The sequence below is a fragment of the Bacteroides sp. genome (genome assembly GCF_030151085.1).
Classification (GTDB): Bacteria; Bacteroidota; Bacteroidia; order Bacteroidales; family Bacteroidaceae; genus Bacteroides.
On record NZ_JASLER010000078.1, the window covers coordinates 1 to 13,350 of the forward strand.

The window sequence follows — 13,350 nt, forward strand, 5'->3', positions numbered from 1 at the left end:
CTACTGTGCCCTCCACTTTAACTGTTTGTGCTATTGCTGTAATATTCACCAGCAATATCAATATATTTATTATAAATACTTTTTTCATAATATGATTTTCTATACGTAAATTATCATGTTTATTTCTTCAAAGCCTCTTCAATAAGACTCTTTATTTCTTCAGCCGAAGGAAGTTGCTTTGAGTTCCATTCTTTATCTTGATTTTCCGAAATGTCATAGACCGAATCGCAATGTTCCGACATCAGCAAATAAAGCATCTTATCCAAAGTCTCACCCGACTCTGTAATAATCTGATAGTGGACTTCGGCATACTTACAATCTTTACCGTCCACATTGCGACCATTTTTTCGTTCAAGATAACCCCAACGATATTTTTCTTTTTTGCCAAGTTGTGCCTCGACATAATCGGTAGTTGCCGATTTAATTTTAGACTGGTCACTTCCGGGGAAATAACATGAAGAACAAAGAACAAGCGTGAAGCACGCTGTAAATGCAAGTGTTTTTAATGAAGTTTTCATAAGACATTTTTATTAATTGATTTGAAGCAAAGGTATAGGGAAAAACACCTTAACGCCTACTTAATCAATGAATAAAAACTCTTAATAGCATAGCAATAAACAGCTGATTATCAATACTGTTTATTTATAAAAGTCTTAATCGGTACTTTTCAAATCTAAATGGTATTTATACAGTCTACAATATCCTGCTTTTCACCCGCTCCAATCTTCTTTCTTATAGAAGATTTCCTCACGTAAATGGTAGCGCTCGTCTGCTGCGTAACTACTCCGATTTCTTTGGTTGAGAAGTTTGCGCAAAGCAGACAACATATCTGCACTTCTTTATCTGTGAGGAGTGACCCGAATTTTTCATTAAGACGGGTATAGAAACCATCATACAAATTGTCGATAATAGGATAAAGATCCACCCAAACCAATAGTCCGTCTACCGGGATTTCATTGTTACTGATTCCTGAGATAAGTTTTAGTAAAGACTGATTTTGCGAAGTAGGTGCACCGGCTACCAAACGTATAATGCCAAGTTGTTGAAGAAGTATTTTCTTAAAGAAAGCATCACTATCTTTCTGTTCCGAATCGTCAGATACCTTTTGAGCATCGTTCAATAGCCGTGTCAATGCATCAATACTTTCTTCTGCCTCAGCAAGTCGTTTCTGTCTGTTGCGGAGATACAGATATAAGCCTGCGGTCATAGCAATTAGGAGGGCTACAATAACCACTAAGCGCAATTTTACCTTTTGACGGTTAATAATAAGCTCGTAATTTTCCTGTTGCAACTTATTCTTGGTGACTAATTGCTGCTCAATCGTGCTCTGCTGGTCTTTCATCTCAAGCACAATGGAATCTGCAAACCGCCCGAAAGTTACTATATCCAAAGGTGTCCCACTGGTATAGTCCAAGATAGCCTTTAGCTGTGCCAAACTTCCACGGATTGTAAGGTTCTTGCTTCCTTCCGTTTCCGCTTTCCGGTTGTTGTCCCAAGCAATGTTCCAGTAATACCGGGCTGAATCCAATTGATGTAAATTGATAAAGTTTTCGGAGAGTATAACTTGCAATATCGGATATTTATCATACACAGGCATCAGCTGCCTGGCTCTTTGCAGTAACTCATTGGATTTTATAAAACTATGATTGTTGGCAAGAACGGACGCATAATTCCGCATATAATGACATGCCGAAGCAGTGTCTCCCGCTGCTAAAGCCATATCAATGCTTTGTTCATAATAATCAGAATAATGAGGTTCGTTAATTAAGGACATATTCAAGCCCAGCATATAAGTCATCATATATCGTTCGCGAACAGAGAGCTTATCGGAGAATTGCAAGTACTTTTTCGTTGCATCTATCGCTGCGGCATGGTCATTCTTCAAAGTACTTATCTCCATCTTTCCACGATAGAAAGTGGTAATAGCAGAAGTATCTTTTATAGTATATGCATACTTTAAGCCACTGTCGAACACTTTCATCATACTACTATCCTGCTTGTTCCATCTCAGATAGCTCACCTCAAGCAGATAACACTCAAGCAATTTATCCGAATCATTACGTTGCCGATAATATTCCAGCGCACGAGGCAGCAAAGTATCTTCAGTCATCGACATTCCCAACCATCGATGCGCTTGCGCACGGTTCCAGATCAATTGCATCCATTCTTCTTCAGAAAGGCCACCTACTTTTTCTATGGAATCAAGCAATTTCAGAGTGCTGTCGGGATGGCTTTTCAGCAAAGAATCCGCCTGTACCAGAAGTAATTTACTCCGATTATTATTATTGCAGCCAATGATAAGCATGACGCCCAAGAACATCACGCAGATATATAATATGTTTCTCATAATCTTACTACTATTACGCTGCCCACAAAGTTGATAAAAAAAATGATATACACCAATTTTACATGAGTTAATTGCAAGGGGGGGGATAAAAATAAAAGGGACGCTGCATCTCGCGGCGTCCCGTCTATCTTAGTTAGTTTTTTATAAGATTTTGAGAGAATTGAAACTTCACAGCCTCGTTTCCAGTTGTTTTAATAAAGCACACTAACTATATTCTGTTTAAAGCAAATGAAAATGTTATTTAAAAAGTAAATGAAATCATCTATTCTTTGATTTCCTTCTTCTTATCCACACGGTGCAGACTATCCAAAATCTGTTTTTCGTGTGTCACGGCTGCATCCTCCGAAAGGGCAACCGATGGAGCGGAAATCTGTTTACCGATAGTATCGGCGGCGGCTATCTCTTTCACATCCGAGAAGAACGAATGTTGCATTACGTTGCCCAGTGAAAGAACCACTACCACTACTGCGGCGGCTTTGAACAATGGCATAAAGCGTGCGGTCAACGTCAGGCGGCGTGCCTTAACAACCGGAACTTCAACCTCAGCGAGTACTCGTGCGTCGAAATCTTCGCTCAAGTGCTCTTCTTGCAAGAATTGCTGATATACAAACAAATCTTTGTAACGAAGCAGGTGTTCAGGAACATCGTTTCCGCTAAAGAAAGCACGTAGCCGAGCTTCATCTTCCAAGGAAGTTTCGCATTGCCAGTAGCGTTCTAAGAGTTGTTCTATATATTTAAAGTCCATAACCTTCTATATTTATAAACTGTTGTTTTACTTTTTGCCGCGCCCTGAAGAGGTTCACTTTTACCTGTTCCTCGGTCAAGTTCAAGGCGACCGCTATTTCTTTGTAGCTCTTATTTTCGATATCCCTAAGCAACATAATTTGTCTTTGTTTCTCAGGGAGCTCTTTCATCAACCGGTGAATCAGCATCATTCGCTCTTTGGTCACCAGCTTTTCATAAGGGCTCGATGCATCGGAGGCTTGCTCCATGGCAGGGGTTAGTTCTACGGTTTGAGCATCTTTCTTTTCGCTGCGGTCTATCGCGAGGTTTTTTGCCACTGTCAGGCAATAGGCTTCAATAGAACCGAACTGCGTCCACTCTTCACGCTTGTTCCAGACCCTGATCAACGTTTCTTGCACGATATCTTCCGCTTCTGCCCTGTCGAATGTAATCCTTAAGGCTACCCGAAAGAGTTTATCTTTCAGGGGGAGAATGTCATTACGAAAGTTGATTTCTTGCATCTCTAATAAATTGACGGTTAAGTAATGAGAAAGTTACAGCGAGGTTGCACTTTTTTTTGAATTATTTTTTAATGTGAGTTCCACCATCACCATTAATGGCTGATGCTAAAGTAATTACAACTTCGGACACACCTGCATTAATTGCTTCAAAAGAGTTCTCCAACTTCGGAATCATGCCTCCTTGAATTACTCCTTCGGCAACGTACTGCTTAAATTCATCCGGTGTAATCTGCGGAATTACGCTGTCATCATCGTTTTCATCGCGCAACACACCTTTCTTTTCAAAACAGAAGACGAGCGTGACATCGAATTCCTTTGCCAAAGCTTTCGCTGTTTCTCCGGCAATGGTATCGGCATTTGTGTTCAATAGATGCCCGTCACCGTCGTGAGTGAGCGGAGCCATCACAGGAACTACTCCTTTATGGATAAGATCGGCAAGGAAAGTCTCGTTCACTTGCTTTACGTCTCCCACAAAGCCATAATCCACTTCTTTCACAGGACGTTTCACGGAACGAATCACGTCCATGTCGGCCCCCGTAAGTCCCAGAGCATTAACGTCACGTGCCTGTAAACCGGCCACGATGTTTTTGTTTACCAATCCACCGTATACCATCGTTACCACTTTCAAAGTTTCGGCATCCGTGATACGGCGTCCATTTACCATTTTGCTTTCAATACCCAGTTGGGCAGCTAGTTTCGTTGCCGAACGTCCACCTCCGTGAACCAAGACCTTATAGCCGTCGATAGCGGCAAAGTCATCCAACAACTTGTACAGTGTGGCTTCTTCTTCTACAATCTTGCCACCGACTTTAATTACTGTTAGTTTTTCTCTCACCATAATTTAAATTAAGAATGATTCTTAATTCTTCATTAATAATTTATTCCAAATACGTATATCCGTACAACCCTGAACGATAATTAGATAGGAATTCTTTTCCTTCTTCGAGGGAGATACGTCCTTCTTTCACAGATTGAGTTACCCATGTTTCGAGAGTGCGTACTAATTTCTTGGGGCTATATTGTACATAGTCAAGCACTTCTGCTACCGTTTCACCGTCAATCACCTGATCGATTGAATATCCTTTATCATTGACGGAGATGTGTACGGCATTGGTATCGCCAAAGAGGTTGTGCATATCACCCAGAATTTCCTGATAAGCACCTACGAGGAAGACAGCTACATAATAGGGTTCTTTCGCTTTTAAAGAATGCACGGGCAGGTAATGTGCCACGTTTTTGGTCGAAATAAAGTTGGCAATCTTCCCGTCAGAGTCGCAAGTAATATCCTGCAATGTAGCAGAACGATCGGGCTTCTCGTCCAAACGCTGAATAGGCATGATCGGGAAGATCTGGTCAATCGCCCAAGAGTCCGGCAAAGACTGGAAGAGCGAGAAGTTACAGAAATATTTATCGGCCAATAATTTGGAAAGTCCACGAAGCTCATCGGGCGAATGCTTCAACCCGCCGGATATTTGGTTGACTTCACGCATAATAGACCAGTATAGGCGCTCAATCTTGGCACGTGTTTTCAGGTCGACTATACCGTGACTGAACAAGTCCAGAGCCTCTTCGCGAATTTGCTGTGCATCGTGCCAAGCCTCTAACATCCTGTTCTGATTGAGTTTATCCCAGATATCATAGAGTTCTTGTAACAATTCATGGTCCTCCTTTGTTACCTCCTCGTCGTCGTCCCACTCCGGAAGTGTTGCAGTTTCCAGTACTTCGAAGATCAGTACGGAGTGATGGGCAGTCAACGCACGTCCGCTTTCGGTTATAATATTAGGATGAGGTATACCGTTCTTGTCACTAGCATCCACAATGGTAGAGATGGAGTCGTTCACATATTCCTGAATGGAATAGTTCACACTACTTCCACTACTGGAAGAACGGGTACCATCATAATCAACACCCAAACCACCACCAATATCCACGAACTCCACTTTGAAACCTAAAGTGTGCAACTGTACATAGAATTGTGATGCTTCACGCAGAGCAGTTTTGATACGACGTATCTTCGTAACCTGACTACCAATATGAAAATGTATCAATTTAAGACAGTCTTTCAGGCCTTTATCAGATAAAAAGTCAAGTGCTTCGAGCAATTCACTGGATGATAGTCCGAATTTACTGGCATCGCCACCAGACTCTTCCCATTTGCCACTTCCCGAAGAAGCAAGCTTAATACGAATGCCTATATTAGGTCTGACATTCAATTGCTTCGCCATCTTAGCTATCAACTTCAGCTCGTTCATTTTTTCTACTACAAGAAAAATGCGCTTACCCATCTTCTGGGCAAGCAAAGCCAGCTCTATATAGCTCTCGTCTTTATAACCATTACAGATTATCAGTGAGTCAGAATCCGTATTGACTGCAATTACCGCATGCAGCTCCGGCTTAGAACCTGCTTCCAGTCCTAAATTGAACTTCTTTCCATGACTGATAATCTCCTCAACTACAGGACGCATCTGATTCACCTTGATAGGATAAATGATGAAATTCTCAGCTTTATAGCCATATTCCTCAGCAGCTTGCTTAAAGCAGCAAGAGGTCTTTTCAATACGGTTATCAAGGATGTCGGGGAAACGAACCAGCATGGGAGCCGTCACATCACGTAACTGTAACTCGTCCACCAATTCCTTCAAATCGACGGCAACTCCATCTTTACGGGGTGTTACCACAACATGACCTTTGTCATTGATACCAAAGTACGAAGTGCCCCAACCTGTTATGTTGTAAAGCTCTTCTGAATCTTCAATACGCCATTTTCTCATTTTTTGTTACTCTGGAGTTTAGTAGTTTAAAATTATAGGGGGACAAAAATACATATAAATCTAATATCTTTCGCTGATTTCATCGAAAATTGCACATTTACAATGAATTATACTCCCAATAGGGTACGTAATTGCTGTACGGATTCTGCTATCTGCCGATGACTTTCCAAATGCCCTCCATCGAAACGATAACGTGCTTGCGTATAGAAGGGTGCACGTTTTTGGAGTGTTTCGATGATAAAGGCAAGCAATTCTTCATCGGTTTTGCCTTGCAGGATAGGTCGTTGCTGGGTAGCTACACGAAGACGGCGGAAGAGTATATCCGGATGGACATCAAGCAATACAGTTTGCCCGACTTTATTCATGTACTCCATATTATCGAAAAAGCAGGGTGTACCTCCACCGGTAGAGATGATTACATCTTCAAATTCTCCTACCTCATGCAGCATACTCCGTTCCAGTTCACGAAAAGAGGCCTCTCCCCGCTCGGTGAACAGTTCACTAATAGATTTGTGAAAACGTTCTTCGATGTACCAGTCCAGGTCAATGAACGGCACATTCAGTTCGCGGGCAAAAGCCTTTCCTAAAGTTGTTTTACCGGCTCCCATGTAGCCGGTTAAAAAAATACGTATCATATCGGCTTACCGTTTACAGCAAAGATAGTTCAGTCTATCTTCGTTTTGCGACAAAGGTAAGCAATTCTATGTTGCGAGCCGTTTACAATCAGCGGAAAATTTTAATCCGTTCGCTCAAATCCAGGAACTCTTTTCCTCCCGGTTCGGCTGTAGGCATGCCAAATGGCATTTCAGCAATCAGTTCCCACTCTTTCGGCAGTTTCCAGGTATGGCGTACTTCTTCATCAATCAGCGGGTTGTAATGCTGAAGGGTGGCACCTAGTCCAAGGTCTTCGAGCATAGTCCAAATAGCAAATTGGTGCATGGCAGAGGTATGCTGTGACCAGGTAGGGAATCTATCCTGATAAGCGGGGAAGGCTTCTTGCAGTTTCTTTACAGCGGATGTATCTTCAAAAAACAATACCGTACCGTGCCCGCTCGCAAAACAGCCGTCAATCTTGGCTTCTGTTTGGACAAAGGCTTCGGCAGAGATCATTTTTTTCAATGTTTCCTTTACAATATTCCACAGTTTCGTATGTTCATCGCCCAGCAGCAACACAATTCTCGTCGATTGCGAATTGAATGCCGAAGGCACGTTCTTTACAGCTTGACGGATGATGTGTACTACCTCTTCATCCAATACCGGAGAATCACTGCCGATTGAATAATAGGAACGGCGATGTTCCATGGCTTCTTCAAATGTTCGTCTCATGGCTTCTTCTTTCATTTTCAGTAAGTTTATTTTTATAAAACAACAAATGAAGCGAGCAAGTTGTTCAATCTATTTTATTTTCTACCTTTGTCTCCCGATTATGAAGAAAGAAAAGTTTTACGTCGTTTGGGCAGGTACCAATCCGGGTATTTATACTTCATGGACGGATTGTCAATTGCAAATAAAAGGGTACGAAGGCGCAAAGTACAAGTCATTTGAGACACGCGAAGAAGCGGAAAAAGCCTTTGCATCCTCTCCTTATGCCTATATCGGTAAAAACTCCGCACCTAAAATGAAGGAAAAAAGTGGTGCTAACACTCCCCTGCCCGCCTCTGTTATAGACAACAGCCTCGCCGTAGATGCTGCCTGTAGCGGTAACCCCGGAGCAATGGAGTATCAAGGAGTACACGTTGCCAGTCGCCAACAAATTTTTCATTTCGGACCGATGTATGGTACCAATAACATCGGAGAATTTCTTGCCATAGTCCATGGCCTCGCCCTGCTGAAGCAAAAGGGGTTTGATATGCCTATCTATAGTGATAGCGTCAATGCCATCAGTTGGGTAAAGCAGAAGAAGTGTAAAACCAAACTGCCACGCGATGCCAAAACCGAAGAACTTTTCAAATTAATAGAGCGTGCCGAGAAATGGTTACGCGAAAATACCTACACTACACCTATCTTGAAGTGGGAAACCAAACAATGGGGCGAAATTCCCGCTGATTTCGGACGCAAATAAGCTGGATTGGTATCCCTTACCACAAATGTGCATGCTTGTTTCCACAGGCAATCACGTCCGTTTCCACAAGCAGATACGAGCGTTCCCATTAGCAGATACGGTCGTTCCCATTAGAGGATACGAGCGTACCCACTAGTAGTTACGGGCGTATCCTAGCCTCAGAAACGACTGTATCCAAGTGTAGAAACGCTCGTACCCTACCTATAGGGCACGGTAACTAACAGTATTCCAATAAGATAAAAACTGTATTTTTACAAGAAGAGAATTATAAGAAAACATGGTAAAAGATAGGCATAAAATACACTTCACATAAATGGAAAGAATCTTGAGTGGTAGCAAAGTAGTGGTAGATAAGTCTACTGCCACTTTGCCTCCATTACTCAATATACTTAATAATCAATGCTATGCGAGTATGGCAGTGGAAGTAAAAAATATTGCTTCCACCTATAACGGACTTCTTATCAACAAGATAGCCAAAAAGGTGGAAGCAAATTGACAAAAACAACTTCTATGTAGTAGAAGTTATTGGAGTATTAATTACACATGGAATCAAGTAAGCGATTGCATCTCATTCAATCTCTTGTAATAGCCGTCCTTCTCCAGAAGTTCCTCATGCTTACCACGTTCCACAATTTCTCCTTCATAAAGCACACAGATCTCATCGGCATTGCGGATGGTAGAAAGTCTGTGGGCAATAGCAATGGTAGTACGGGTTTTCATCAATCTTTCCAAAGCTTCCTGTACCAGACGTTCGCTCTCTGTATCGAGTGCTGAGGTAGCCTCATCGAGAATCAATATCGGAGGATTCTTCAAGATAGCACGAGCAATACTGATACGCTGGCGCTGACCACCGGAAAGTTTACCACCCCGGTCACCGATATTTGTCTGATACCCCAGTTCAGTCTCCATAATGAAATCGTGCGCATTGGCAATCTTGGCAGCTTCAATAACCTGTTCCATGGTGGCATTTTCCACTCCGAACGAGATATTATTGAAGAAAGTATCATTGAAAAGAATAGCTTCCTGATTCACATTACCTATCAGAGCACGCAAATCATGTGTACGGAAGTTCTTGATATTCACACCATCAATAGTGATTTCTCCCAATTGCACATCATGATAACGCGGCAACAGGTCGACCAACGTAGACTTACCCGAACCGGATTGACCAACCAAAGCTATCGTTTTACCCTTAGGCACGGTCAGATTGACATGCTTCAATACATCCCGCTTCCCATCGTAGCTGAAAGTCAAATCTTTGAACTCGATCTTTTCATTCATTCCATGCAAAGGCAATGGATTGACAGGTTCCTTTATCGGGTTTTCCGCTTTCAGAATCTTGTCGACACGCTCCATAGATGCCAATCCTTTCGGTATATTGTATCCTGCTTTCGCAAAGTCCTTCAAGGGATTGATAATGCTATACAGAATTACCATATAAAAGATAAATGTCGAAGCGTCAATGGAATCGGATTTTCCCAGAATCAGCATACCACCAAACCAAAGTACCAACACAATCAACAGTGTACCCAAAAACTCACTCATCGGATGAGCCAACGACTGGCGTATAGCCACCTTATTGGTAGCATTACGCAACTCGTTACTGCATTGAGTAAAACGGTTCACCATCTTATCTTCAGCAATAAAAGCTTTGATAATACGCAGTCCGCCCAAAGTTTCTTCTAGCTGTGACATGGTATCACTCCACTTGCTCTGTGCCTCCAAGGACTTACGTTTCAGTTTCTTACCGACTTTACCCATTATCCAACCCATACCGGGCAGTACCAAAACAGTAAACAGCGTCAACTGCCAGCTAGTAACAATCAATGTCGAGAAATAGAGAAGAATCAGAATCGGGTTTTTCAACAACATATCCAGCGAACTGGTAATAGAGTTTTCTATTTCACCCACGTCACCACTCATACGGGCTATAATATCGCCCTTACGCTCTTCAGAAAAGAAACTGAGAGGCAGGTACATCACTTTAGAATATACCATGATACGGATATCGCGCACTACTCCTGTACGAAGCGGTATCATGATAGCAGACGAACCAAAGTAACAGCCCGTCTTCAGCATAGTCATGAAAGCAAGGAATAGTCCCATGAAGAGCAGTGTCATAGTTGGTCCGTGCATTTCAATCATCTGTGTAATATAGTAGTAGAAATTATTTATAACCACAGTCTTCAGGCTGCCGCTTCCCCATTCCATAAAAGTATAAACCTGTGCATTTTCACCCGTCTTAAAGAGGATATTCAAGATAGGAATCAATAAAGTAAATGAGAATACATTGAATATAGCTGATAGAACATTGAGCACAATTGCCCAACCGATATACTTCTTATAAGGCGACACAAAACGTCGCATGAGTTGCAAGAATTCCTTCATTGGTTGTAGTTAAGTGAATATGAGGGCGCAAAGATACAAGAAAATCAGAGAATGAGGAAAGAAAACGGGAGAATTCTCGGTAAAGAAAACCGAAAACACATCTCAAAGTCTCAAAGAGATGTTCCATAAATTCTTTATCAGAGAATACAAAATAGGGATAAATTGTTTATTGCAGTCAACAATCTCAGTTTTTCTAAAAAAGCAATTAAAATCATATGCTCATAGCTTCATTTTATTTAGAAGAACACGTAAAAATAAATAGCCAGGTTAAGATTATACTCAAAATCCACCTACCTTATCTACAAATACTTTATCTTTGTCCATGATAAATATAAATTGAGATATTAATGAAATGAACATATATCTTTTATAAGTATCTATTATTTATTACCATAGCTAACTAATTTATTCATATTGTTCCCAAAAGGTATATTCTCAAAAAATGAATTTTATGTTTAGACACCTATTGCAATCTTTTAGAAAAAGGAATGAGTTTTACACCGGACATTTAGAGCCTACTTATACAAATTGGAATATTTTAAGCCAAAAAGATTTGTATCTCGATAAGGTATCCGAATCCCAAAGGAAACAATCACTCCACTTGCTTACAGAAAAAACAATCTTCCATGCTTATTGGCACGGAACATTCGGTCTTAAGCAGGCTTTTTCCGTCAAAAGTTTCTTGTGCACACAAAACCTGGAACATACAGAACTGTGGTTATGGCTTGATGCAGCAGATGGCTATTCTCAAATAGAGAACAACCCCTATTTGCAGGAACTGAAAAGTCGAATAAAGATATTATCATGGAACGCTGATGATGAGATAGCCAATACGCCTCTACTTAGAATTAAGAAATACATCAACATGCCCAAGAATCTTGCGGCTAAAGGAGACGATTTCAGAATTATCTCTCTTTATAAGTATGGGGGAGTATATTTTGATTTGGACGTAATGTTTCTGAAAGACTTTACCCCACTACTAATGGGGCATGAATTTGTCTATGCATGGGAATATCAGCCCTACGCCAATAGTGCTTTACTCTATTTACGCAAGAACAGTTATATCACCAACTACTTAGCACAGAAATTCTTAGAGAGGAAAGAAGCTATGCCTTGGGTATTATTCGACTATAAAGATAAAAAGTTAGCAAACCTGCGAAACTACCCTTGTGCCTTTTTCGATCCTTTATGGGGCGGTTATTGCGAAGGCATGCCTTTCAAAGAATTTGCAGACTTCTTTAAAAGATTTGGTAATGGCTATGAAAAAGAGCCACACATCAACAGTTATAAAAACTTCTTTCCCGGCGCTTTCGCATATCATTGGCACAACAAATGGGATGCCGAAGAATTTGATGATTCATACTTCGGTTTGTTTAACTGCGAATTTAATAAAATACTGAGTCAGAATGAAATTTAAACTATTCAAAAAGAACAAGAAGCACTACACGCTCTATTCTCTTTGGAATAGAAAATGGGCATATATATCATATATTCCCGACGTGTATTACAATAAGAAAAATACATCATATATGCTTTCTCATCAAAATAAACGAGAAGCATTAATCATCGGAGAAGTATTCTATTCTTTGGGATATAATGTAAAAGTAGCACTTTACAATGCTCCCGAAGAGTGTGATAACCGCCACTATGATATCATTTTTGGATTAGAACCCAATTTCGTAACGATGATCCAAAGAAATCCTCAAGCATTGAAAATTTATTATGCTACAGGAGCTTATTGGGTACATCAATATACTATGGTAAAAGAACGGACAGACCTATTTAATAAAACACATGGAGTACATCTACCATATTCCCGGTTAGTGACTTCACACGATAGTTGTGATATAGCAGATGCTATTTTCCAAATTGGCAGTTCGTATACTATTCAAACATATCCTTCTAAATTGCAGAACAAAATCAGGATAATCAACCAATCCAGTAATTTTGCCCAAGAGTGTGATTTAGAATATAAACTCCAACATGTTTCAAAGAAAGATTTCCTTTGGTTCGGTTCTAGTGGTAGCATACTCAAAGGCTTGGATTTAGTCTTAGAATATTTCATTGAGCACCCCGAATACAAATTACATGTAGTTGGCCCTGTAGATAAAGAATTCATGGACTATTATTACGAGCAAATATCTTTATGTCCAAACATTCATTTTTATGGATTTCTTAATACCAATTCGGAACAATTCATGCATTTAGCCTATCTTTGCTCCTTTAATATTTTTCCATCCGGTAGCGAAGGATGTCCCGGTTCCGTTATAACCTTAATGCAAATGGGGATTATTCCTATCGTTTCTAAGTGGGGAGCAATAGATAAAATAGACTATTACGGATATTTATTACCGGAATTGTCTATCGATGCAATAGATATGGCCGTAAAATGGGCTTCTGCATTGCCAAAAGATGAATTGCATAAATTGATAGAAGAAAACATTTCGTATTCAAAGCAAACATGGAATTTAAAGCGGTTTGAAGTTGAACTGCGTTCTGAATTAGAAGAAGTCATAAAAACTAATATCTAAAAAAGAA

At 40.6% G+C, this 13,350-nt stretch carries 13 protein-coding genes; 4 read left to right on the plus strand and 9 right to left on the minus strand.

Going from position 1 to position 13,350, the window contains the following annotated elements:
* Positions 1-119 precede the first annotated feature (119 nt).
* The 8 genes from Q1W14_RS15195 to Q1W14_RS15230 all read right to left on the minus strand — a co-directional run bounded on the left by Q1W14_RS15195 (position 120) and on the right by Q1W14_RS15230 (position 7,688).
* Entirely contained in the window at positions 120-518 is a 399-nt protein-coding gene (locus Q1W14_RS15195) for a hypothetical protein (RefSeq protein ID WP_300702877.1), read from the minus strand.
* 155 nt (positions 519-673) lie between these two features.
* Entirely contained in the window at positions 674-2,347 is a 1,674-nt protein-coding gene (locus Q1W14_RS15200) for a LuxR family transcriptional regulator (protein ID WP_300702879.1), read from the minus strand.
* Between the two features lie 262 nt (positions 2,348-2,609).
* Entirely contained in the window at positions 2,610-3,092 is a 483-nt protein-coding gene (locus tag Q1W14_RS15205) for a hypothetical protein (protein WP_300702882.1), read from the minus strand.
* Complete coding sequence (locus Q1W14_RS15210; protein WP_300702884.1) at positions 3,082-3,591, minus strand: sigma-70 family RNA polymerase sigma factor; 510 nt, start codon at positions 3,589-3,591, stop codon at positions 3,082-3,084. The genes Q1W14_RS15205 and Q1W14_RS15210 overlap by 11 nt, the downstream gene beginning before the upstream one ends.
* A 61-nt stretch (positions 3,592-3,652) precedes the next feature.
* Positions 3,653-4,426: an acetylglutamate kinase gene (gene argB / locus Q1W14_RS15215; protein ID WP_300703056.1), complete on the minus strand. Its 774-nt coding sequence runs from the start codon at positions 4,424-4,426 to the stop codon at positions 3,653-3,655.
* Between the two features lie 43 nt (positions 4,427-4,469).
* Positions 4,470-6,362, minus strand: coding sequence for a biosynthetic arginine decarboxylase (gene speA / locus Q1W14_RS15220; RefSeq protein ID WP_300702886.1), 1,893 nt, complete (start codon positions 6,360-6,362; stop codon positions 4,470-4,472).
* Positions 6,363-6,469: 107 nt separating this feature from the next.
* On the minus strand, positions 6,470-6,997 hold the full coding sequence (locus Q1W14_RS15225; protein WP_300702888.1) for a shikimate kinase: 528 nt from the start codon (positions 6,995-6,997) through the stop codon (positions 6,470-6,472).
* An 88-nt stretch (positions 6,998-7,085) separates the two neighbouring features.
* Complete coding sequence (locus tag Q1W14_RS15230) at positions 7,086-7,688, minus strand: nitroreductase family protein (protein WP_300702890.1); 603 nt, start codon at positions 7,686-7,688, stop codon at positions 7,086-7,088.
* Between the two features lie 100 nt (positions 7,689-7,788).
* On the opposite strand from Q1W14_RS15230, the gene Q1W14_RS15235 reads away from it, so the two are divergent.
* Together Q1W14_RS15235 and Q1W14_RS15240 are read left to right on the plus strand one after the other, a co-directional pair.
* Positions 7,789-8,424 carry a ribonuclease H family protein gene (locus Q1W14_RS15235; RefSeq protein ID WP_300702892.1) on the plus strand — a complete coding sequence of 212 codons (636 nt, stop codon included), beginning with the start codon at positions 7,789-7,791 and terminating at the stop codon, positions 8,422-8,424.
* Between the two features lie 313 nt (positions 8,425-8,737).
* Positions 8,738-8,920 (plus strand): hypothetical protein, encoded by a 183-nt coding sequence (locus Q1W14_RS15240; protein WP_300702894.1) that lies wholly within the window; start codon positions 8,738-8,740, stop codon positions 8,918-8,920.
* A 53-nt stretch (positions 8,921-8,973) separates the two neighbouring features.
* Here Q1W14_RS15240 and Q1W14_RS15245 read toward each other — a convergent pair whose 3' ends face one another.
* Complete coding sequence (locus Q1W14_RS15245) at positions 8,974-10,812, minus strand: ABC transporter ATP-binding protein (RefSeq protein WP_300702896.1); 1,839 nt, start codon at positions 10,810-10,812, stop codon at positions 8,974-8,976.
* Positions 10,813-11,263: 451 nt separating this feature from the next.
* Between Q1W14_RS15245 and Q1W14_RS15250 the strand changes: the two genes are divergently transcribed.
* Both Q1W14_RS15250 and Q1W14_RS15255 read left to right on the plus strand, forming a co-directional pair.
* Positions 11,264-12,229 carry a glycosyltransferase gene (locus Q1W14_RS15250; RefSeq protein WP_300702898.1) on the plus strand — a complete coding sequence of 322 codons (966 nt, stop codon included), beginning with the start codon at positions 11,264-11,266 and terminating at the stop codon, positions 12,227-12,229.
* A 112-nt stretch (positions 12,230-12,341) separates the two neighbouring features.
* On the plus strand, positions 12,342-13,343 hold the full coding sequence (locus tag Q1W14_RS15255; RefSeq protein WP_300702901.1) for a glycosyltransferase: 1,002 nt from the start codon (positions 12,342-12,344) through the stop codon (positions 13,341-13,343).
* Positions 13,344-13,350: the final 7 nt, after the last annotated feature.